The following is a 22,918-nucleotide window of genomic DNA, read 5'->3' as shown; positions in this document are numbered from 1 at the left end:
CATCCAGTCAGGGTTGACTGGATGTTGGTTCGACGATACCGTGAGCGAACGGTCGGCGACAGTGGTTCGACCGCAGGTTCTTCACTTCGTCCTCTGTGGCTCTGCGCATCTCGAAGAGCGCCTCCCCAGGGGATTCGTTCACAATCCGAGGAGAGTTGCCTTGTCTGAAGAGGCATTTGTATACGAGGCCATTCGCACGCCTCGCGGTAAGGGCAAGAACGGAAGTCTGCACTCGGTCAAACCGATCGACCTCGTGGTGGGCCTGATCGATGAACTGCGCGCACGGTTTCCGGACCTGGACCCGGGCTACATCGACGACATCGTGCTGGGCGTCGTCTCCCCGGTCGGCGAACAGGGTGGTGATATCGCCCGCGCCGCGGCGCTGGTGGCGGGCCTGCCTCTGACCGTGGCCGGATTGCAGATCAACCGGTTCTGCGCATCCGGACTCGAGGCGACGAATCTCGCTGCACAGAAAGTACGGTCGGGTTTCGAGAACCTCGTGATCGCCGGTGGCGTCGAATCCATGTCGCGAGTGCCGCTGGGCAGTGACGGAGGTGCCCTCTTCAACGACCCGACCACCGCATACGATCTCCACTTCGCTCCGCAGGGAATCGGTGCGGACCTGATCGCGACGATCGAGGGTTTCAGCCGCGAAGACGTCGATGCCTACGCAGCGCGGTCGCAGGCTCGAGCCGAGGCCGCCTGGTCCGGTGGATACTTCGCCAAGTCGGTTGTTCCGGTCAAGGACTTCAACGGTGTCCCGCTGCTCGATCACGACGAACACCGCCGCCCAGGCACCACCGTCGAATCGCTGGCCTCACTGAAACCCTCCTTTGCGACACTTGGTCAACATGGCGGCTTCGATGCTGTTGCACTGCAGAAGTATACGTCGGTGGAGCGGATAAACCACGTCCATCACGGCGGTAACAGCTCCGGCATCGTGGACGGCGCGGCGCTGGTCCTGATCGGCAACGAAAAGGCCGGCAAGCAGTTCGGCCTCACACCCCGCGCCCGGATTATCGCCACCGCTGTCACCGGGGCAGACCCCACGATCATGCTCACTGCCCCCACCCCCGTGGCTCTGAAGGCACTCGATGTCGCCGGACTCACCGTCGACGACATCGATCTGTTCGAACTGAACGAGGCGTTTGCCTCGGTGGTCCTGAAATTCCAGAAAGATCTGGCCATTCCGGACGAGAAACTCAACGTGAACGGCGGCGCGATCGCCATGGGCCACCCCTTGGGAGCGACCGGCGCGATGCTCGTCGGAACGGTGATCGACGAGTTGGAGCGGCGCAGCGACCGGCGCGCATTGATCAACCTGTGCGTCGGTGGCGGCATGGGTATCGCGGCCATCATCGAGCGAGTCTGAAAGGCAACGGCAACAACATGAGTGCAACATCAACCATCACGTGGTCGCAGGATTCGGACGGAATCGTGCTGCTGACCCTCGACGATCCGGCCCAGTCCGCAAACACCATGAACTCGCATTACGTCGAGTCCATGGGCAACGTACTCGACCGGCTCGAGGCCGAGCGTGACTCTGTCACCGGTGTCGTGATCACGTCGGCGAAGAAGACCTTCTTCGCGGGCGGTGACCTCAACGACCTGGTCCGTGCCACCGCGCAGGATGCGGTCAAGTTCACGGACTTCGCGAATGGGATCAAGGCCCAGTTCCGACGTCTCGAGACCCTGGGCCGTCCAGTGGTGGCGGCGGTCAACGGTGCCGCCCTCGGCGGTGGCCTCGAGATCACCCTGGCCACCCACCACCGCATCGCGGTCGATTCGAGATCGGTGATCTTCGGACTGCCCGAAGTCACGCTCGGTTTGCTACCCGGTGTCGGCGGAATCACCCGGACTGTTCGGATGTTGGGGCTCGAGAACGCACTGACGAGCCTGCTGCTGACCGGGAAGACGTTCAGCCCCGCGGCCGCGAAGACGCTCGGCCTCGTCGACGACCTGGTGACCAGCGCCGACGAACTCGTTCCCGCAGCCAAGAAGTGGATCAAGGACAACCCCGAGTCCGGTGTACAGCCGTGGGACCGAAAGGGATTCCGGATCCCCGGCGGCACCGCGCTCAATCCGGCGGTGACGGCGAACCTGCGCCGCACCGTGGCAGGGGCACCCCTCGAGGCGCCGCGGGCCATCCTCGCCGCCGCCGCCGAGGGAGCCTTGGTCGACCTCGACACGGCAGCGCAAATCGAGACACGCTACTTCGTCGGCCTCGTCGCCGGTCAGGTGTCGACGAACATGATCAAGGCACAGTTCTTCGATCTGCAGAGCATCAAAGCCGGCGGAAGCCGGCCGGAGGGGCATCCCAGGTTCGCGGCACAGAAGGTCGGCGTGATCGGCGCCGGGATGATGGGTGCCGCGGTGGCCTACGTCTCGGCCAAGGCGGGAATCGACGTCGTGCTACAGGACGTCTCGATCGAGTCGGCGCGAAAAGGGAAGGCCTACGCCGAAAAACTGGAGGCCAAGGCCCTCGCTCGTGGAACAACGACCGAGGAGAAGTCCGCCGCGCTGCTCGCCCGCATCACCCCGACCGACAATCCGGCCGACTTCGCGAATGTCGATTTCGTCGTCGAGGCGGTCTTCGAGAGCGTGGAGGTCAAACAGGCGGTCTTCAAGTCGATCCAGGACGTCGTCGCCCCCGACGCCGTGCTGGGCTCGAATACGTCGACGCTGCCGATCACCACGCTGGCCGAAGGCGTCGACCGTAAGGAAGACTTCATCGGTGTGCACTTCTTCTCCCCAGTCGAACGGATGCCGTTGGTCGAGATCATCGTCGGCGCACACACCGCACCGGCAACATTGGCGAAGGCGTTCGACTTCGCGCAGCAGATCAAGAAGACCCCGATCGTCGTTAACGACAGCCGCGGCTTCTTCACCAGCCGCGTGATCACGAAATTCCTCGACGAGGCCGCCGCCGCGGTCGGTGAGGGAATCGAACCGGTGATCATCGAGCAAGCGGGGGCCCAGGCCGGCTATCCCGCACCCCCTCTGCAGCTGCTCGACGAGCTGACGTTGACCCTGCCACGCAAGATTCGTCAGGAAGCCCGTGCGGCAGTCGAGGCGGACGGCGGCGTCTGGGTCGAGCACGGATCGGAGGCCGTCCTCGACCGGCTGGTCGAGGAACTCGATCGTCGCGGTCGGTCGACCGGTGGCGGCTTCTACGAGTACGACGAGTCGGGCAGCCGCGTCGGCCTCTGGCCGGGGCTGCGCGAGGCATTCCAGTCGGGGAGCACCGAGATCCCGTTCGACGACCTCAAGGAACGGATGCTTTTCGCAGAGTCCCTCGAGACGGTGCGCTGCCTCGACGAAGGGGTCCTGACCTCGGTCGCCGACGCCAACGTCGGATCACTGCTCGGGATCGGGTTCCCTACGTGGACCGGAGGCGTCCTCCAGTACATCAACGGCTACCCGGGTGGGGTCGCGGCGTTCGTCGAGCGGGCACGCGTACTTGCCGCCCGGTACGGCACTCGCTTCGAGCCGCCCGCCTCACTGGTGGCCAAGGCCGAGCGCGGAGAGACCTACGAGTAACGGCGTCATTTACGATCGGGGTTGGCACCACTGTGGGCAGTGGCGCCAACCCCGTTGAGGGCTTTTCTCCGAACGGATGGAGCTGATGTCGGTGTCGATCAGTGACGCCTCGGTCAAGCGCACCCAGCAAGAACGGCGGGCGATCACACGCAGGCAGATACTCGACGCCGCCGTTGCGGTGTTGTTCCGGGACGGCTACTCCGCCGCCACCACGTTGCGGATCCAACACGAGGCGGGGGTGTCCCGTGGCCGTCTCTTACAACAATTTCCCTCACGCGAAGCGCTGCTCGTCGCCGCCGTCCAGCATCTCGCGACGGCGCGGATGGAGGACATGCGGCATCGCGAAGATTGGCCACACGACCCCACAGAGCGCATCGACTGGGCAATCGAGATTATGTGGCCCACCTTCCACCAGCCGTATTTCTGGGCCGCGACCGAGTTGTGGCTCGCCTCCCGCGCCAACGACAAGTTACGCGAAGCGCTGCTACCGGAGGAGCGCCGGCTGGGCCACCTCGTGAGAGCAACGACCGACGCGTTCTTCGGCAGCGAGTTGTGCGCACGCCCGCGCTACGAGTTGGTACGCGAACAACTCAACACCTCGATGCGGGGTGCCGCACTGACCTATGCGCTCGATCCGCGCGATCCCGCCACCGACCCGCACCTGCACGAGTGGAAACTGATGGCGCGAGAACTGCTTACCTGACGGCCCTTACGGCGGAGCTATCCCGCGCCACCGATCTGGCGCGGGATTCCTCGTATTCCCGGGCGGTCTTCTCGATGAGCGTGGCGACCGAGAGGACCGCGTCCACCCCGGACACGCTGTGCCCACCACTCCACGCCGTGCGGTTGCTGAGCAATCGGTCCTGGCGGAAACCCTCGGATGCGGGATGCTCGGCGGCGTTTCCGGCCTGCCGATTGACCCAGCACTTGAGCAGGCTCGCCGGAATGCCACCTACCTGGGTCGAGAGGACGACGTCGTCGAGGCTCGCCTCGACCAGCGCCCGCCGATAGTCGTTGTCGGCCCGACTTTCGTCGGTGGCGATGAACTTCGTTCCCATGTACCCGAGGTCGGCGCCGAGAACCTGGGCGGCATGCAACGCCACGCCGTCACTGATACCGCCGGCCAGAACGATGGTGCCGTCGAATCGCTCGCGGACGGCGCGGACGAAGGAGAACGGGTTTGCCCAGCCCGTCTGGCCTCCCGCACCCGCGGTCAGGAGCACCAACCCGTCCACGCCCAAGGCGATGGCCCGGTCCGCATGCTGCAACGTCGCGACGTCGGCGTAGACCTGGCATCCGATCGCGCGCAATGGGGCAATAACGGGCTCGGGGGACCCGACACTGGTGATGACGAGTTCTACGCCGTGATCCACCAGGCACGCGAGGTCTTCGCGCAGTCGCCGGTTCGATCGGTGCACCACGAGGTTCGGCGCAAAGGGCGCAGACCTCGGGACCTCGCTCAGGGCCTTCTCGATGCGGGTGAGCCAGTGGTCGAGTTCGCCGGTTGTGACCGCATTGTGGGTGGGCAAGGATCCCACGACGCCTTCGCGGCACGCCGCGATCACCAGGTCGGGGCCGGATACCTCCGTCATCGGGGCGGCGATCAACGGAACGGTCAATCGATTCGTCAACGCTTCGGAAATGGACACGTCAGACTCCTTGCGAGAACCACGAGAGGCAGGTCTGCACCTAAGTAAATGCCGAGAAAGCGGCGATGGCGCATGCTAGGTTGAAAATCAAGCTACAACCCCGGTAAGTAAATCTCAAGCCACATCGAATGCGTCGAAGGGGGCGGGCAGCATCGACGAACTAGTGCGCCCGAGGCGAGCTGGGCTCACGAGCACTCCGCGTCCCCGTAACCGCAGGGCCCAGATCCTGGCCGCCGCGAGCGTCCTGTTCTCCGAACGCGGCTACCACAATGTGGGCACCGAGGAGATCGCCTCGTCCGTCGGGATCACCGCCGGGGCCTTGTACCGGCACTTTCGGAGTAAACAGGAATTGCTCGCCTGCACGGTGGCCGAGAGCTTCGATCAGGCGGGTGAGCTGCTGACCTCACACGGAATCGATGACCTCACGGCACTGCTGCACGGGCTGGCGGAAACGGCCGGCACTCGACGTGACCTCGGAGTTCTGTGGAATCGCGAGATTCGACACCTGCCACCGGAGCAGCAGGCGGGCCTGCGTGACCGATTGCATGATGTGGTGTCGCGTCTCTCCGCAGTGCTCGGCCATTCCGTGCCGGGGGTGAGCGGCGTTGACGCGGAACTGCTGGCGTGGTGCATTCTTGCGGTTCTGACCAGCCCGGGCTATCACCGCACCGAGATCCTGCCGGGCCGTTTGATCGAGCTGCTCGCCACCATGGCCATGGCCGTAGGCGCGGCGCCGTTCGGCAGTGCAGCTGAACCGGCCGCCGATCTTCCCGGACGGACCGGCATGGCGCCGGCATCCCGCCGCGAGGCACTCCTGGGCGCGGCCACCAGACTGTTCAGCGCGAAGGGATACCAGGCAGTCACGATGGACGAGATCGCAGCCGCTGTGCAGGTCCACAGCGCCAGCGTCTACCGACACTTCGATACGAAGGCCGATCTCCTGGCCGCGGTGATCGACCGGGGCGCGGAACCGCTCCAGTTGGGGCTGTCGCAGGCACTGTTCTCCGCGGACACCTCCCAGGAGGCCCTGGACGCCGCGGTCGATGCGTACATTGAGTTCGCGATGATCCACTACGACCTGCTGGCCGTGCTGACCTCCGAAGTACTCAGCCTTCCACCCACCCGACGACACGCTGTGCGCAGCGCGCAGCACGACTACGTCGGGCAGTGGTTCCAACTGCTGCAAGAATCCCGGCCCGAACTCGAGGACACCGAGGTGCGATTTCGTGTCCACGCTGCGCTGACAATCGTCAACGACGTATCCAGGACGGTACGGTTGCGCTGCATGCCCAACGTGCAGGAACGTGTGCGCCTGGCTGCCCGCCGCGCATTGTATGGCTGACTCCCCCTGGCTCCATAGTTAAGGACAATTCACTACCGACCGCGGGTCAACCCTGCGCGATTCCGGCACAAACCCCCTGACAAGGGGGTATTCAAAGTCGCCGCGTTGACAATAGTGATGCGGGTCACCACAATGGCAGACGTAAGTAAATGGTGAGCCACGACATGGTGAATTGAAGGCAGGTGCAGTGCCGCAGCATCCCGAGGATGAACGTCGCCGATATGGCGGCATGGATGCCCCGCACCTCGACATGGAGGAACAGTGAATACTTCCGCCGCCCAGCCGTCCGTCGCCCACCGGCTGAGCGAGATGGCGGCCGCGATGCGAGAAATAGCGGGGGTGGAGTTCACCGAGACCCGAAACGAGGATGACACGATCGATGAGACCGGTACGTTGTCCGCCATTCTCGAGGAGCTCCACCAAGCGCAAGGCGTCCTCTACGAGCAGGCCTGCCTGACTCCCCAGCGCGGTCTGGAACGCGTGCTCGGTTCGCTGGCCCGCCTGCGCTCGTCGGCGGCCGGGCCCGCCCAGTTCTTCAGTAGTTCGGCCGAAGAACTGTGTACTGCAGGAAGATTCGACCGGGTTCTGGTCTCTCGCATCCAGGGTTCGATGTGGATTCCGCACACCCTGCACCTGGTCTCCGAGGCCATCTCCGCCGCGCTGCGCAACTATCTGAGCGATCTCGAGATCCCCTTGAGCGCGTCGCCGCTCGAGGCCGATGTTGTACGGCGCCGGATCCCGATGCTGGTGAGCGATGCCGGTTCAGAAACCCGCACGTATCGTCCGCTCATCAGGTTGTCGAGGACCACCAGCTATGTCGTTGCGCCAGTGGTGGTCGACGGAACAGTCGTCGCCCTGCTTCATGCCGACACCAATATCTCGGGCCGGGTGCTGACGTCCGTGGACCGTGACATCGTTCGGCTCTTCGCCGACGGGCTGGGACCGATCTACGAACGGATGGTGCTCACCGAGCGACTGCGTGAACAGCGTGATCGGCTCGGCATGGTCTTCAGCGCCACGGAAGCGATGATCGACGACGTTCACGGTGGCCCGCTGACCCTCGACCCCCCCGTCGAGATGTTGTCTCCGGCGGCTGTCGATCCTTCTCGCCGAGATCGCAGATCGTCGGAGGTGCCAGTCGCAGGGCGGCCCGAACGGCTCTTGACCGCACGCGAGGTCGATGTGGTGGAACTGCTGTCGAAAGGCGCCTCGAACGCGGAAATCGCCGCCCACCTCACCGTGTCCGAGAGCACGGTGAAATCCCACGTAAAACACATCTTCCGCAAGTTGGGCGCCACCAACAGGGCCAGCGCCATCGCGCGATACGGGAAGATGAAACGCTCGATGGGACGGACGCTATGACACAGGCATTGATCGCAACAGCGCAGCACCAGACGGCACGGGGATCCTTGCAGGGATGGCGACGCAAAGACATCGAGCTGATCACTCGGCTGGAGGCCATCCGGGACGAGATCTTCGCTGATGTCGGTTCCACCACTCTTCCGGGGATTCGGCACGAGCGTCCTGCCCATTCTGCAGAGGCGATCTCGGTCCTGACGCATCACTGCGTCGACGAGCTGCGACGGGCCGCGGCAGCCGACACCGCCAAGGTGGAGCGGCTGACCAAGACTGTGCTCGACCTGCAGCAGTTGGCGATGGATCTGTACCTGAACGAAATGGGCCGCAGGACCGAGCGTCTGGCCGAGTGTTCGGCGGGACTCCACCGGTTGCGGACCGTTCCGAGCACCTCCGACCTTCTCGACCGCCTCTGTGAGGACGTGGCCGTTCGTTGCGGATTCCGGCGGGTGGTGCTGTCGCGAGTCGAGGCGGGAACCTGGAAGCCGTGGAAGGCGTACCTGGGCGAGGGCGATGAATCGGACTCATGGTTCACCGACTGGATCGATCGCGGGATACCGTTCGATGAGCGGGCTCCTGAAGCGCGGCTGCTGACCGATCATCGGCCGGCGATCGTCTACGACACGGAAAGTGCGCCGGTATACCGGCCGATCATCGTCGAGTCGGGTCGCTCACGCTCGTACGTGGTGTCGGCCCTGGTTCTCGACAACAACGTTGTCGGTTTGCTTCATGCCGACCATTTCCCGGTTCCGAGTCGGATCGACGAGATCGACCGCGACGTCCTGTGGGCCTTCACTGAAGGGGTCGGCTACATCTACGAGCGGACGTCGCTGATGGAGCGGTTGCGGAGCCAACGCGACCAGATCAGGGAAATCCTCTCGTCGACGGTGGCGACGATGGACGAGCTGTGCGAATCGGGGATGGCCTCGGCCGGCCGGGCAGACTCCGATCCTGCCGGAGCCGACTCGTCGGCGGAATTCGCCTCGCGTCCTAGCTTGGTCCCTCTCGCCGAATTCACCTCCCGCGAACAAGAGGTGTTCACCTTGATGGCGGCGGGGGCGACCAACAACGACATCGCCGAGTCCCTCGTCATCACCGAGGGGACGGTGAAATCGCATGTCAAGCACATCCTGCGGAAGCTCGGTGCGACCAACCGTTCACAGGCCATTGCCTGGTCGATCGGCAACCGTATCGCGTAGTCGATTTGGCACCATCTGCTCAGCGTCACGCCGTCCGGCACTCTGCCGGGCGGCGGTTCTATTCCGGTGCCAAACCATGTTCCCCGGGTGCGCCCGTTTCGGTACTGACGACCGCTCGCAGCTGCGTCGGCATTCCCGACCGGACCTGCCGGCTCGATAGTCGAAGTCTCCGAGCCCCGGTGCCGCGTCCTCCGAGTATCCCCCTGTTGAGGGGTGGGTTTCCTCCCCAAGTAAGTCGCCGCCGGTGTGACCTACGCAATACCTTGAAGGTGTTCCTGAAGTGAGCGGAGCACATCGATATTCGAGTATCCGCGGGGACTATGACAACCACCGAGGAGAGCGATATTCATGAGTCATTCCTTTGCTGTCAAGTGGCTGAAGGCCTTCCGTGAGAGCCCCGAAGCGGTCGTTGCGTTGTACGCCGACGACTTCCTCTTCGAAGATCCCATCCTCGGCCAGAAGATCACCGACAGGGACGAACTCCTCCGTGTCTTCGGGCCGTACGCCAACAAGGACACCGAAAACGGGATCGGCATCAACAACTTTCGGATCGATGAGGTCGTCGGCGACGAGAAGTCGGCGATCTACCGGTGGACCTGGAAGGCGCCCACGGCGACCGCTTTCGTCGGCGTCCCGACCAACGGGAAGGTGCCCGGAGCGCGGGGACTGACGTTCCACATCTACAACGAAGCCGGCCTCATCACCCGGGAAGCGAGCCTGTGGGACATCGCGACGGCAGCGGCGGACCTGGGACAGCCCGTCGACCCGTCCAGCGTGACCAAGTCCGCTGTTCTCGTCTGACACCGAACCCTGCGAAAGGAAACTACGAGCACCATGAGTAAGCACGAAGAGCACGCCCGGCGCTGGATCACCGCGTTGACCTCCGACACCGCGGCGGCAGTCGCCCTGTACGCCGATGACCTGGTCTACGACGACCACGCCGATTCCGACCACGTCACCGACACCGCCATCACCAAGGATGAGCTGGCGCCGAAGCTCGCCCCGTACGCGAACACCGACACGGCCAACGGTGTCGGCCTACACTCCTTCGAGATCACCGACTCGTTCCCGGTGGCCGGCGTGGCCGGAAATCCGGCCGTTGTGATCCTGTGGAACTGGACGGGCACCGGTCTCGAGACCTACAAGGGAGTTCCGACCGAGGGCAAGACGCTGTCCACCCGCGGCATCACCTGGCACCAGCTCGACAGCGACGGTCAGATCGTCCGCGAAACGACGTACTGGAACGACACCCCTGTGCTGCAGGAACTCGGAATCCCGATCATCACGCCGGAGTACTGGGTCGAAGGATTCGACCCGTCCGTTCTCGTTGGATCCTGACCATGTGGGGGCCGTTGCCGGACGTGCTCGATCGGGCATGTACCTACTACAAGGACAACGTCGCGATCGTCGATGGTGATCGTCGGGTGACCTATCGCGAGCTTCTCGACTGGCGCAACCAGGTAGCGAACGGACTCGTCTCTCTGGGGCTGCAGAAAGGCGAGCGCGTCGGCCTACTGATGCCGAACTGCTTGGAATTCATTCCCACGCAGCACGGAATCTGGGCTGCCGGCGGGGTGTTGGTGCAGATGCCTACACGTAATGCTGCCAACGCATTCCGGTCGAGTCTCTCCCAGACAGATGCCACCACGCTGATCTATCACGCCCAGTTCGACGCAGTCGTCGCCGAGATCAGAGGTGACCTGCCGAAGCTGCAGACCGTGATCCGGATCGGGAGCAGTCCGGCTTCGGCGTCCCCCGAGATCGGCGAAGTGTTCGGCTACGATGGACTCTTCCGATCGCAGCCGACGGTTCGTCCCGAGGTGGAGATCGACGTCCACGACGAGGCGTACGTCCTGTTCACCTCGGGGAGCACCGGGGACCCCAAGGGTGTGGTCAACTCGCACTTCACCTGGGGCCACTACAGCATCACCGCGGGTCTCGAGATCGGTGACATCGCCTGGGGTGAGGTCTTCGCGCACGGTGCGCCATTGACCCACTACACGCAGATCTTCGTCATGCCGACGTTCCTGCGGGGCGGCACCAACGTGATGCTGCCCGGGTTGGACGTGGACAAACTGCTCAGCACCATCGAGCAGGAGAAGGTGACCGCGACCGCCGTCGTTCCCACCATCATCTACCTGCTGCTCGACCATCCGCGCCGCGAAGCGCATGACCTGTCTTCGCTGCGGACTATGGTTTACGCAGGATCTCCCATCTCACCCGACCGGCTGCGTCAGGCGTTGGACGTGTTCGGCCCGATCTTTATCCAGGCCTATGCCGGGACCGAACCCGGTTACGTCTCCTGTCTGCGCAAAAACGAGCACCGGGTGGACAGCGAGGTGTGGATCAAACGGCTCGCCTCGGCCGGACGGCCTCTGTTCCACGTCGACGTGACAATCCAGGACGAAACGGATCAGGTGTTGCCGCCCGGCGAACCCGGCGAGATCGTGTCCCGCCAGCTCGGGCAGATGCTCAGCTACGTCGACGTCTCACGCAACGCCGAGGCGCTGCGTGACGGTTGGGTGCACACCGGCGATATCGGTCGCCTCGACGAGGACGGGTTCCTCTACATCGTGGACCGCAAGAAGGACCTGGTGGTCACCGGCGGGTTCAACGTGTTTCCGCGGCAGGTTGAGGACGCCCTGGCCGGCCACGCCGCAGTTGCACAGGCAGCAGTGATCGGAGTCCCCCACGAGAAGTGGGGCGAAGCGGTACACGCGGTAATCGCTCTCAAGAGCGGTGTCACGGCAACCGAGCAGGAACTGATCGATCACGTCAAAAGGGAGATGGGCAGCGTCCACGCGCCCAAGACGGTGGCATTCGTCGACACCCTCCCGGTCAATCCGGCCGGAAAGATCGACAAGAAATCGATCCGTGCCCCGTTCTGGGAAGGGCGGGCCCGCCAGATCAGCTGACCATCGCAACCTTCGACACCGCACTGCTGTCGCTAGTCACATCAGAGAAAGAGGAGCACGCCGATGAGCGTCCCGCACTACTCGCTCTATATCAACGGCGAATGGGTTGATACCGGCGAGAACTACGAAATTCGCAGCCCTGCAACCGAAGAGCTCGTCGCCACCGTCGCCAAGGGCGGCGTGACACAGGTCGACCAGGCCGTCGCCGCGGCCAAGGCGGCGCACGAAGAGGGCACCTGGCGGCGTACCCCGCCCGCGCAACGCGCGGCCCTGCTCAACGATGTCGCAGGCAGGCTCGGCGGCCGTATCGACGAGCTCGCCGCGCTCCAGACACGGGAGAACGGCGCCACCATCCGGATCACCGGGGCCCTGCATATTGGGTTGTCGATCGCTCAGATGCAGTACCTGGCCGACCAGGCCGCCACGTACGAGTTCGAGACGGCGGGCCCCGAGATCGGTCCGGTGCCGGCCGAAGGCCTCGTCCGGCGCGAGCCGCTGGGTGTGGTGGCGGCGATCGTGCCGTGGAACATTCCGCTGCTGGTCATCGTGTGGAAGATCGCCCCTGCCCTCGCGGCGGGCAACACGGTCGTCCTCAAGCCCGACGAGCATGCACCTCTGGTGGCGCTCGAGCTGGCGAAGGAGTTCGAGGCGGCGGGACTGCCGCCCGGCGTGCTCAACGTGGTGACCGGCGACGGAGAACCCGTCGGCGCGCACCTCAGCGGGCACCCCGACGTGCGCAAGGTGGCCTTCACCGGTTCCACCGCGGTCGGCAAGAGCATCCTGCGCCAGTCGGCCGACACCGTGAAGCGAGTGACCCTCGAACTCGGCGGCAAGGGACCGAACATCATTCTTGACAGCGCCGACCTCGACACCGCGATCGACGGCTCGCTGTTCGCGGCCCTGGCCAACAACGGCCAGGCCTGTGAAGCCGGCACCCGACTGCTAATCCCTTCGAGCAAACGCGACGAGATCGTCTCGCGGCTGGTCGAGCGCGCCCGCACACTGAAGGTCGGTGATCCACTCGACCCCGCGACCGGAGTCGGGCCGATCATCTCCAAAGTCCAGCATCAGCGGATCCTCGACTACTTCGCGATCGCCGAAACCGAGGGCGCCAAGGCCGTGATCGGCGGCGGCGTTCCCACCGGTCCCGGGTTCGACAAGGGCTACTGGATCGAGCCGACGATCTTCGTCGGTGTGACCAACGATGCCAGGATCGCACGTGAAGAGGTGTTCGGACCGGTCCTGGTCGTGCTCACCTACGACTCGGTCGAGGAGGCGATCAAGATCGCCAACGACACCGATTACGGACTGTCCGCCGGGGTATGGGGCGACGAGGAACAGGCGATCGAGATCGCCCGCGAACTCGATGCCGGCATGGTGTGGATCAATGACTGGCACGTCATTCATCCGGCCTACCCGTTCGGTGGATTCAAGCAGAGTGGTCTGGGCCGTGAAGGCGGCCCCCACGCACTCGACGAGTACACCGAGGCGAAGTTCATCTCGTTGAATCGCTCCCCGGGTCCGGAGGCGCGTGCCTTCGCGATCGTGATCGACCCGGTCTGATAGACACGGCCCCTGCACGATTCATCCCTCGGGATCGTGCAGGGGCCGCCATCCGTTCCGCGTCGATATCTGGGACCGCAGCGCAAGTGGTATCGCCACCGTGCAATTGCGGGATAGTGAACCGCGGAAAATTGGCGCACGTATTTCGGATCTTCGACCACCCCGCCCTCAGGTCTCTCGCGGGACCCCGGGTTGTCGCCCTCACGGTCGGCGCCACCGTGCTGCGTCAGCGCTCATGTCGCCCCCGGCCGGACTGTCCGGCACCTTCGTTCTCTTCCCAGGCACTTTCATGGGAGTGAAAAGTCGGCGCCGACTGGGCCAATGATCATTGCACTGCACGACGCGACCCCGTCGACCCGGCTCGTGGCGATCGATTGCCGATCTCGTGGGGCCTCTTGGCGTCATCCGCGGTGCGGCAGTTTCGTTCCGAAGCGTCGGAGACAGCGGCGGCGGCCCCGACTCTGCGGATCCAACAACGAATCCTGCAGCGGTCATCCTTATACCGCCGCAGGATTCGTTGTGGTGCTAGGTCGTTGTCGAACTCACGCCGAGGACCGCGAGTGCCGAGTCAGCGAGGATCTGCCGTAAACGTTCGACTGGAAGCCCGACGCTGTGAAACAGCGTCGATTGAAGTGCACCGATGGCGGCGTGCACGACTGCCCTGGCTTCCCCGTCGTCGAGGTCTGTGCGCAGTTCGTCGACCAGATGTACCCATTCCTCGATGTAGAGCCGCTGCTTCCGCCGCAGGCGTCGGCGGTCGTCTTCGGGGAGGTTGTGGATCTCGTTGTGGTAGACCTGCGCGACCTCGCGTTTTCCCACGACGAATTCGATCTGTCCATCGACCAGCTCACGCAGCGCCTGCTCGAGTCCGATCCCGCTATCCAGGGTTCGTTCAGCGTCTGCGAGCAGGCGATCTATCGCGATGTCGAAGAGTTCGACGAGAACGGCGGACTTGCTGTCGAAGTGCCGGTAGATCGCCGAGCCGGTGATACCGGACGCCGCACCGATGTCGGCCATCGACACGGAATTGAAACCGTTTCGCGCCACAAGGTCCGCCGTGGCGGTCAAGATCCTGTAGCGGCGCGCCGGGTCCCGTGTGCGTACCGGCTCGGTTCTGTCGTCGATCATCCCACTACTCTCCACCATCGTCGTCCCACCTTCTTTCATAGTGCTCGGCAAACCGCTCGCGAACCACATTCTTCTGGATCTTGCCAGTCGAGGTTCGGGGGAGCGCATCGACCACGATGATTGCTTTGGGGGTCTTGTACGGATCGATCAACCGTTTGATCTTGTCGATGAGCGTCGCGGGATCGACCTTTGCGCCGGATGCCGGCACCACGACCGCGGTGATCGCCTCGCTCCATCGGTGGTGGGGGAGCCCTACGACAGTTGCTTCCGCGATGCGCGGATCGGCCTGATAGATGGCGCGCTCCACTTCGAGGGAGGAGACGTTCTCGCCGCCGGTCTTGATGACGTCCTTGAACCGGTCGGTGAACCAGAGGATGCCGTCGTCGTCGAACCGACCGATGTCGCCGGAATGGAACCACCCGTGGTCGAAGGCCTCCGCGGTGGCCTCGGGGTTGTCCAGGTATTCGGTCATGGTGTGCGGGCTTCGGTAGACGATCTCTCCCTCGTCCCCCGTGGGCAGGAGTCCGCCGTCCTGTCCCATGATCGCCGCTTGCACCCCGATCACCGGCGTTCCGACAGCGCCGATGTGGGTCAACTGGTGTTCGGGACGGAACAGCGTGGTCGTCGGACTCATCTCCGTCTGGCCGAACAACAGGTAGAAATCGCATGCAAAGACCTCGATGCAGCGTTCGATGAGATGCCGCGGCATGGGGGCCATGGCGTATAGCGCGCGGCGAAGAGAGGAAAGATTACGGGAACCGATGTCCGAATGCTCGAGCATTTCGCTGTACATCATCGGGAGGGCGAAGATTTGGGTGATTTGTTCGGATTCGATCAGGGCTAACAGGCGGCGAGCGTCGAAGCGTCGTTCGATGAAGATTGTGGCTCCGACGAGGATTGCAGCGGTGCAGTGGGTGTTGAGTTGAGCGGTGTGGAACATCGGCATCATTGCCACGAACCGGTCGTCCTCACGGAACTGCGCCTCGAGCGCCATGGTCATCGACTCGAGGTAGATGGCGGCGTGGTTTCCGACCACCCCTTTCGGGAACGAGGTGGTGCCACTGGTGTAAAGGTACGATAGCGGTGCGCGGTCGGCGATCGCATGCTCAGGTTCGGAATCCGGTGAACCACTGGCCAGCTCCGCGAAGGCGGCGAGTGTGGGATCCCCTGTGTCGACCTCGCCGTCGACGAGAAAGATGTCAACGACGCTGACTGTAGCGCCCAGAGCGTCTTGAACTCTCGGTAGAAATTCGTTCTCGACGACGACCGCTCTGGCCGCCGAATGGTCGAGGACATAGGAGATTTCGCTTGTGCCCCATCCAAGATTGATCGGGACGCACACGAGCCCCAGTTTCGCGCAGGCGTAATAGGTGACGAGGAACTCCGCGCAATTACCGGACGCGAGGGCGAGCGCGTCGCCGCTGCGAAGACCGTGACGATGCAACCCGTGTGAGACCCGGTTGACCCAGCTGTTGAACTCGCGGTAGGTGAATCGGCGGTCTCCGTCGACCAGCGCCAGCGCCTCGGGTCTGCGCCAGGCCGACCGGGTGAGGCTGTCACCGACGTTGATCCGGTGGATCAGATTGCGACCGATTTCGGTGGTGGACATCGTGTTCCTCGGTTCGTGGGAGGCGCTGTCAGTAGGACCGGGGCAGTTGCAGGCTGTGCTGGGCTACGTAGTTGAGGATCATCTCGCGGCTCACCGGGGCGATCCGGAGAAGCCGGGCAAGCCCCCACTGCGGGAGAAGCCCGTAGTCGTTGCTCAGTCCGTTGCCGCCGTGCGTCTGGATGGCGGCATCCGCCGCCGCGACCGCCGCCTCGGCGGCCGCGTACTTTGCCACGTTCGATGCTTCGGCTGCGGGTTTTCCGTGCTCGTACAACCACGCGGCCTTCGCAGTGGCCAGGGCGGCCAGTTGTACCTCGACCTGCGCCTTTGCCAGCGGGTGAGACAGCCCCTGATGCATCCCGATCGGCTGGCCCCAGACCGTGCGTGTCCGGGCGTACTCGGCCGCGCGGCCCAGGGTGAACCGGCCGACTCCGACACAGATCGCGGCGCCGGTAATCCGCTCGGGGTTCAGGCCATCGAAGACTTGGGAAAAGCCCTCGTGTTCGACTCCCAGCAGGCTGTCGGCCGGAACCCGTACGTCGTCGAAGTGCAGGGTGAACTGCCTTTCGGGGAGCGCGACGCCGACCGGGAGCACGTTTTTGACCAGCCCCGGAGCATCAGTGGGGATCAGGAACAACGACAGTTGAGCCCGCCCGGTCACCTCGTCGTGCCCGGTACGGGCGACGACCACAAGCGCCTCCGCCTCATCGACACCCGAAATGTAGTACTTCGTGCCGTTCAGAACGTAGTCGTCGCCGTCGCGAACGGCGTGCGTGGACAGTTGGTGCGTATTCGACCCTGCGTCGGGCTCGGTGATCGCGAAGACCGCCTTGGTCTCGCCCGACGCCATGCCCGGAAGCCATCGCTGCCGTTGGTCGTCGCTGCCGTACTTGGCGATCAATTCCCCGGAGATGGCGCTGGAGACGAGTAGGAGCAGAAGCGGGCAGCCGTGGGCGGCGGTCTCCTCGCACACTAGCGCCAACTCCGTCATGCCGGCGCCGCCCCCGCCGTACTCTTCCGGGAGGTTGATGCCGATGAAACCGCTGTTACCCAGTGCCTTCCAGAGATCCGTGGTCGGTTCGTGGGCCAAGGCGTGGCGGGTGTAATAGTCGGGACCGAACTTGGTGGTGATGGCGGCGACCGCCTCGCGGATCGCGACGTGCTCGTCGGATTCGATGAAATCCATGGTGGTTCCTCCGTGGGGCGGCGGTCGCCGCCGGTGCGTCAGTTGGTCTCGGGGAGCAATGTCGTCGGGATGTCGGTGTGACGGGCGCGTAGGTACTCACCGAGACTCTTGGCCTGTGCATCGGTGCGGGTCGAGGACGCCACGCCGTCGCCCAGGAATCCGACGATGACGAAGTTCAGTGCCCGAAGGTTCGGGAGCTCGTAGCGGTGTACGGGCAAGGACGCCGCCTCGGGGACCAGGTCGATGAACTTCTCGACGGTCAGGTGACGGCGCAGCCAGCTCCACCGTTCCGGGGTATCGGTCCACACACCGACATTCGCCTTGCCACCCTTGTCGCCGGAGCGGGCGGCAACGACGGACCCCAAGGGCAGACGAGTGGTGGATACCATGTCGGCCACGTCCGTGTGCGGCGTCGACGGTGCCGGCGTCAGCGGCGGTCTCTGGGTCCGCGGGCAGTGGTCGATGAGTTCCTTGGTTCCGTTGGCATGGAGGACCACATGTTCAATTTCGTTCGCCGGGATGAGCGAGGGCCAGTAAACACCGAACTCCGATGCCGAAGACGGCGGAGTGGTGGTGTGGAAACCCGCATAGCCGGCGACGGCGATCTCGGTGACCGAGTTGGAGAACGCGCGGTCGACTTTGGCGCGATCGGCATCTTTGACAGTCACCCGCAGGTGCGCTGTCGATTGGGCGGCGGTGGGCGGGTCGGGAATGTCGTAGCGGAGCAGTTGGACGTCGACGTCGTCGAACTTTTCTTTCCCGCCGAGGATCTCGAACAGCTCGTCGATCGCCCAAGCGGCCTTTTCTTCGACGTCGAGTCCGGTGAGGACCAGGGTCATCGTATTCCGGAAGCCGCCGATGTAGTTCATCGCCACCTTCAGGTCGGGCGGCGGGGGACTTCCCGTGGTTCCAGCCACCCGGACCCGGTCGGGTCCTTCTTGGGTGATCTCGATGGTCTCGAAGTGCGCGGCGACGTCCGGGTTCAGGTAGAGGGGGCCATCGATCTCGTACAACAACTGGGCCGTGACGGTTCCCACGGACACCAGGCCTCCGGTTCCAGGGTCCTTGGTGATGACAAAGCTCCCGTCGTGCGCAATTTCGGCGATCGGGGAGCCCGGGTACCGACGATCGTGCACTTCCCGGATTTGTGAATAGTTGCCCCCCGTTGCTTGCGGGCCGCACTCGATGATGTGTCCGGCTGCTACCGCCCCGGCAAGGGCATCGAAGTCGGTGCGTCCCCAGCCGTGCCACCACGCGCTGGTGCCGACAACGAGTGCTGCGTCGGTGACGCGTGGACAGATCACCACGTCGGCACCGTTGTTCAGTGCCGCGGCGATACCCCAGCCACCGAGGTACGCGTTCGCCGACACCGGGTTCACCCCGGCCTCTGCCAGCGTGGTGCCCTTGTCGAGGTGCCGGAACTCGTGCCCGTCGGCCAGGAGTGATTCGAGTCGGGGCCGGATGTCATCGCCCTCGAGATGCGCGACGGACAGGTCGAGCCCCTGATCGGCGATGAGCTTGCGGACCTCGTCGGCTAGACCGGCAGGATTGAGGCCGCCCGCGTTCACGACGATCTTGATTCCCTTGGCGGCGCAATCGGCGAGTGATTGACGGGCCTGGGTGAGGAACGTTTTCGCGTAGCCGGTGGCGGGGTCCTTCTTGCGGGCCTTCCAGAGGATGAGCATGGTCAGTTCGGCGAGGTAGTCGCCGGTGATCACGTCGACCGGGCTGCCGTCGACCATGTCGCGGAAGGCGGAGAGCCGGTCGCCGTAGAATCCCGATGCGTTGCCGATACGGATCGGCCGACGCGGGGCGTCAGACTCTCTCATCGGGTTCCTCCAGTGGTTGACGGTGCGGCGAGACTGGGTCGGCCGGGGCCGGGGGCCCCGGCGAAGGCTTGGGCGATGCCCATCCAGGTGTGGGCGACGGGGCCGGTGACGACGAGGCGGGTGTCGGCCACGTTGCGTCGTTGCGTGACGACGAGGACGAAGTCCTCGGCCGGACCCACGACGGCGTTCTCGGCGTCAGCGGGCCCCCACGTCCACGCATTGGCGTCGGGGTGCGGGGCTTGCAGTACCACCCGGACAGGCTGCTCGGGCACCGGTAGTCCATTGAGCTGATGGGCGAAGGCAAAGGTACTCACCCCCAGGTGCGCGATGCTGCGCAGACCTGGACTGGCCTGGTGTCGTAGGCCGAGGGCATCGTAGATATCCCGGCCGTGGGCCCACGTCTCCATCAACCGTGCGGTTGCCGAGGAGGCGGCACTCATATCGGGTCCGTACCAGGGCATCCGTGCTTTCGGATCGGTTCGTCGCAGCGTCTTGAGCAATTCGCTTCGAGAGTGCACGAACCAGTCGATCAGGTCCTGGTGGGACATTGTTCGCAGGTCACGAGCGATCCGGTCCGGAAAATCCATTCCGCCGGCGATCAGGACGGCGGATTCTTCGCGGAACCGCTGGGGATCGTCCATCGCGGTTTGTGCGGCATCGTCGAAGAAGGCCAGATGCGAGACCTGATCGCGCAGGGCCCAGCCCTCGGCTGGGGTATCGATCTCCCATTGACCCGGTGTGAGGTCGCGAAGAACGAGGATCAGCCGTACCGTCTCGACGTCGAGGTCGTCGAGAAGTGCCTCATAGTCCAGTGCCATCAGTGCCCCTTCCAGTGGGGGCGCCGTTTTTCGTTGAAGGCGAGCATTCCCTCTTGTGCGTCGTCGCTGAGGTACACGGGTTCCCAGATCTTTTCGGCCATCTCGAACGCGCCGGACAGGGGATGCTCGGCGGTCAGCTTGGCCGTCTTCTTTCCCGCACTCACCGACAACGGGGCATTCGCTGCGATCAGTTCGGCGAATTGTTGTGTTGCGTCGGTAAATTCGCAGGGCTCGACGACCTGGTTGACGAAGCCGATCTCGTAGGCGCGCTGGGCGGTAAGGGCCGCGCCGGTGAGCACGATTTCCATCGCGATCCGCGGCGGGACCATCAATGGCAGCGGAGCCGCCCAGGGCGAGCCGCGGCCGATCTTCACCTCGGAAATCGCGAAGGTGGCCGTACTCGAGGCGATGCAGAGGTCGCAGGTCTGTGCCAGTAGGAAACCGCCGGCGAAGGCGGCGCCGTTGACCGCCGCGATGGTCGGCTTGTCGACCTCGATGTTCCGCCCGAACTGGGGGACGAAGTCCACGGGCGGGACGGTGAGTTGTTCCTGGCTCATCTCCTTGAGATCCCCGCCGGCGCAAAACGCCTTGTCGCCGCTGCCGGTGAGGACGAGGACCTTCGCGGACTCGTCGTCGTTGAAGCGCCGGACGCCGGCGAACAGGCCCTCTCGGACCGCGCGGTTGAGACTGTTGCGTGCATCGGGACGGTTGATCGTGAGCCAGGCGACCGAATTGCGTACCTCGTAGGTGACCGCCGCGGTGGAGGTGTCGTGTGCCATCTATGCGTCCTCCTGCCCGTCGTGCACCACAGCGAGCACGGTGCCGGAGTCGACCTGCTGGCCGACGGTGACCGGAATCTTTGTCACCACCCCGTCGATGGGGGCCTTGACCGTGTGCTCCATCTTCATGGCCTCGAGCACGACGACGGCGGCCCCGGCCGTGATTTCGTCTCCCTCGGATACCTCGATCCGCACGACCGAGCCGGGCATCGGCGCGAGCAGGGAACCGGACTCCTGCACATCGCTCGGATCGGGGAATCGCTCCACCTCGTGCAGTTCGGTGGCACCGAGGGCGCTGTTGACGAAGTGCGCGGCACCATCTCGGACGATCGAGTAGCGGCGGCGCACACCCTCGATGACCGCGTCGACGAGAGTGGGGGAGGCCTCGATCAGCTCGATGTCTTCGATGTCACGTCCGTCGGCGGCCGCGTTGATCCGGTCGCGGAGAAACTCGTAGGCGATCTCGATCTCGTTGTCACCGTTGCGGAACAGCACTGCCTGCGGTGCGCTGCGCACGGTGCGGAAGCCGGAGGGTAGTCCAGGCAGCGTCGCCGTCGTCGCTCGGCGCTCGGTCTGAGCAGCGAGTGCGGCGACGAGCGCGTGGGTCGCGGTAGTGGCGTCACCGGTGACGCAGCCGGCGGTCAGATCGGCGACCGAGTGCCGGTCGAGGTAGCCGGTGTCGGTCTGCCCGTTGCGGAACTCGGGTTCGCGGAGAATGCCGATCAACAGGTCACGGTTGGTGGTCACGCCGTGGATGAGTGATTCGTCCAGAGCCCGGGCCACCCGATCGCAGGCTTCTTCCCGGGTCCGGCCGAATCCGATCACCTTCGCCAGCATCGGATCGTAGAAGGTACTGACGGTAGACCCAGACGCGAATCCCGCGTCGACGCGGATACCGGGAAGGTCGGCGATCTCGAAGGTGGTCAGCTTTCCGGACACCGGCACGAATCCGGCCGGTACGTCCTCGGCGTAGAGCCGAACCTCGACCGCGTGTCCGTTGAACTCCGGTGATTCGATCTCGGGGGGCAACTTCTGGCCGGCGGCAACGAGGAGCTGACCGCGCACCAAGTCTGTCCCGGTGACGAGTTCGGTGACCGGATGTTCCACCTGTAGGCGGGTGTTGACCTCGAGGAAATAGAACGCGCCGTCGGGTGCCATCACGAATTCGACGGTGCCGGCACCCTCGTAGTTGAGTGCCTTGCCCGCCGAGACCGCGGCGGCGCCGAGTTCTTCCCGCAACTCCCGGTCGACCGCTGTCGAGGGCGACTCCTCGACAATCTTCTGGTAGCGACGCTGGATGGAGCACTCTCGTTCACCCAGATGAACGACGTTGCCGAAGCTGTCACCGAAGATCTGCACCTCGATGTGCCTCGGCGACTGGACGAACTTCTCGAGGAAGACGGTGCCGTTGCCGAACGCCGACTGTGCCTCGCGGCGGGCGCTGCGGACCGCTTCGACGATCTCGTCGCGGTCGTTGACGATCCGCATCCCGCGGCCGCCGCCGCCGAACGCGGCCTTGACCAGCACCGGCAATCCGATGTCGTCTGCTGCCGACCGCAGCCGCTCCGGATCTTCGTCGGATTCGTTCTCGATCACCATTCCCGGCAGCACGGGAACTCCCGCATCCGCCATGATGCGCTTGGCCTCGATCTTCGATCCCATCGCCGCGATCGCTTCGGGTGAGGGGCCGACAAAGATGATGCCCTCGTCCTTGCATCGTCGTGCGAAGTCCTCGTTCTCAGAGAGGAACCCGTAGCCGGGGTGGATGGCGTTCGCGCCGGTTCGGTGTGCGGCGGCGATAACCAGATCGACCCGAAGGTAGGTGTCGGTGGGAGTGGTGCCCGGGAGGTGGATGGATTCGTCGGCCTCGAGCACGTACGGCGAGTGCCGATCGGCGTCGGAATAGAGCGCCACCGTCGAGATGTCCATTTCGCGCGCCGTCCTGATGATGCGCGACGCGATTTCGCCTCGGTTGGCGATCAGCAGCTTGGTGATCGTTGACACTGCG

The 22,918-nt window shown here is 64.5% G+C and carries 18 protein-coding genes; 10 read left to right on the top strand and 8 right to left on the bottom strand.

Translation table 11 applies throughout. From position 1 onward, the window contains the following. Nucleotides 1-160: 160 nt before the first annotated feature. From JVH1_RS40705 to JVH1_RS40695, 3 genes are all read left to right on the top strand, one after another. Entirely contained in the window at nucleotides 161-1,372 is a 1,212-nt protein-coding gene (locus tag JVH1_RS40705; protein ID WP_009472345.1) for an acetyl-CoA C-acetyltransferase, read from the top strand. A gap of 17 nt (nucleotides 1,373-1,389) precedes the next feature. Next, nucleotides 1,390-3,540 carry a 3-hydroxyacyl-CoA dehydrogenase NAD-binding domain-containing protein gene (locus tag JVH1_RS40700; RefSeq protein ID WP_009472346.1) on the top strand — a complete coding sequence of 717 codons (2,151 nt, stop codon included), beginning with the start codon at nucleotides 1,390-1,392 and terminating at the stop codon, nucleotides 3,538-3,540. Nucleotides 3,541-3,616: 76 nt separating this feature from the next. Continuing rightward, complete coding sequence (locus JVH1_RS40695; RefSeq protein WP_009472347.1) at nucleotides 3,617-4,243, top strand: TetR/AcrR family transcriptional regulator; 627 nt, start codon at nucleotides 3,617-3,619, stop codon at nucleotides 4,241-4,243. Here JVH1_RS40695 and JVH1_RS40690 read toward each other — a convergent pair. After that, complete coding sequence (locus JVH1_RS40690; RefSeq protein WP_009472348.1) at nucleotides 4,236-5,189, bottom strand: nitronate monooxygenase family protein; 954 nt, start codon at nucleotides 5,187-5,189, stop codon at nucleotides 4,236-4,238. The genes JVH1_RS40695 and JVH1_RS40690 overlap by 8 nt on opposite strands. A 163-nt stretch (nucleotides 5,190-5,352) precedes the next feature. Between JVH1_RS40690 and JVH1_RS40685 the strand changes: the two genes are divergently transcribed. From JVH1_RS40685 to JVH1_RS40655, 7 genes are all read left to right on the top strand, one after another. Beyond that, nucleotides 5,353-6,531 (top strand): TetR/AcrR family transcriptional regulator, encoded by a 1,179-nt coding sequence (locus JVH1_RS40685; RefSeq protein WP_009472349.1) that lies wholly within the window; start codon nucleotides 5,353-5,355, stop codon nucleotides 6,529-6,531. Nucleotides 6,532-6,792: 261 nt separating this feature from the next. Further along, on the top strand, nucleotides 6,793-7,893 hold the full coding sequence (locus JVH1_RS40680; RefSeq protein ID WP_043777109.1) for a LuxR C-terminal-related transcriptional regulator: 1,101 nt from the start codon (nucleotides 6,793-6,795) through the stop codon (nucleotides 7,891-7,893). After that, complete coding sequence (locus JVH1_RS40675) at nucleotides 7,890-9,086, top strand: helix-turn-helix transcriptional regulator (RefSeq protein WP_043777112.1); 1,197 nt, start codon at nucleotides 7,890-7,892, stop codon at nucleotides 9,084-9,086. The genes JVH1_RS40680 and JVH1_RS40675 overlap by 4 nt, the downstream gene beginning before the upstream one ends. Before the next feature lie 348 nt (nucleotides 9,087-9,434). Next, entirely contained in the window at nucleotides 9,435-9,887 is a 453-nt protein-coding gene (locus tag JVH1_RS40670; protein WP_009472350.1) for a ketosteroid isomerase-related protein, read from the top strand. A 33-nt stretch (nucleotides 9,888-9,920) separates the two neighbouring features. Next, nucleotides 9,921-10,424, top strand: a complete 504-nt coding sequence (locus JVH1_RS40665) for a ketosteroid isomerase-related protein (RefSeq protein ID WP_009472351.1) — start codon at nucleotides 9,921-9,923, stop codon at nucleotides 10,422-10,424. A 2-nt stretch (nucleotides 10,425-10,426) separates the two neighbouring features. Then, nucleotides 10,427-12,001 carry an AMP-binding protein gene (locus JVH1_RS40660; RefSeq protein ID WP_009472352.1) on the top strand — a complete coding sequence of 525 codons (1,575 nt, stop codon included), beginning with the start codon at nucleotides 10,427-10,429 and terminating at the stop codon, nucleotides 11,999-12,001. 63 nt (nucleotides 12,002-12,064) lie between these two features. Beyond that, a complete protein-coding gene (locus JVH1_RS40655; protein WP_009472353.1) occupies nucleotides 12,065-13,564 on the top strand; it encodes an aldehyde dehydrogenase in 1,500 nt (499 codons plus the stop codon). A 525-nt stretch (nucleotides 13,565-14,089) separates the two neighbouring features. Here the strand turns inward: JVH1_RS40655 and JVH1_RS40650 are convergent. From JVH1_RS40650 to JVH1_RS40620, 7 genes are read right to left on the bottom strand one after another with little or no spacing between them, the layout of a single operon-like run. Continuing rightward, a complete protein-coding gene (locus tag JVH1_RS40650) occupies nucleotides 14,090-14,692 on the bottom strand; it encodes a TetR/AcrR family transcriptional regulator (protein WP_009472354.1) in 603 nt (200 codons plus the stop codon). 4 nt (nucleotides 14,693-14,696) lie between these two features. Next, nucleotides 14,697-16,301, bottom strand: a complete 1,605-nt coding sequence (locus tag JVH1_RS40645; RefSeq protein WP_009472355.1) for an AMP-binding protein — start codon at nucleotides 16,299-16,301, stop codon at nucleotides 14,697-14,699. A 28-nt stretch (nucleotides 16,302-16,329) separates the two neighbouring features. Then, nucleotides 16,330-17,484: an acyl-CoA dehydrogenase family protein gene (locus JVH1_RS40640; RefSeq protein WP_009472356.1), complete on the bottom strand. Its 1,155-nt coding sequence runs from the start codon at nucleotides 17,482-17,484 to the stop codon at nucleotides 16,330-16,332. Nucleotides 17,485-17,522: 38 nt separating this feature from the next. After that, nucleotides 17,523-19,313 carry an acyclic terpene utilization AtuA family protein gene (locus JVH1_RS40635; RefSeq protein ID WP_009472357.1) on the bottom strand — a complete coding sequence of 597 codons (1,791 nt, stop codon included), beginning with the start codon at nucleotides 19,311-19,313 and terminating at the stop codon, nucleotides 17,523-17,525. After that, nucleotides 19,310-20,131 carry a TIGR03084 family metal-binding protein gene (locus JVH1_RS40630; protein ID WP_371113138.1) on the bottom strand — a complete coding sequence of 274 codons (822 nt, stop codon included), beginning with the start codon at nucleotides 20,129-20,131 and terminating at the stop codon, nucleotides 19,310-19,312. Before JVH1_RS40630 ends, JVH1_RS40635 begins: the two co-directional genes overlap by 4 nt. Next, nucleotides 20,131-20,910 carry an enoyl-CoA hydratase/isomerase family protein gene (locus JVH1_RS40625; protein ID WP_009472359.1) on the bottom strand — a complete coding sequence of 260 codons (780 nt, stop codon included), beginning with the start codon at nucleotides 20,908-20,910 and terminating at the stop codon, nucleotides 20,131-20,133. Before JVH1_RS40625 ends, JVH1_RS40630 begins: the two co-directional genes overlap by 1 nt. Further along, nucleotides 20,911-22,914 carry a biotin carboxylase N-terminal domain-containing protein gene (locus JVH1_RS40620; protein WP_009472360.1) on the bottom strand — a complete coding sequence of 668 codons (2,004 nt, stop codon included), beginning with the start codon at nucleotides 22,912-22,914 and terminating at the stop codon, nucleotides 20,911-20,913. It lies immediately after the preceding gene. Nucleotides 22,915-22,918: the final 4 nt, after the last annotated feature.

This window comes from Rhodococcus sp. JVH1 (assembly GCF_000280725.2).
Classification (GTDB): Bacteria; Actinomycetota; Actinomycetes; order Mycobacteriales; family Mycobacteriaceae; genus Rhodococcus_F; species Rhodococcus_F jostii_A.
Note: the sequence above shows the minus strand (reverse complement) of the source record. Positions and strands in the feature narration are given on the sequence as shown.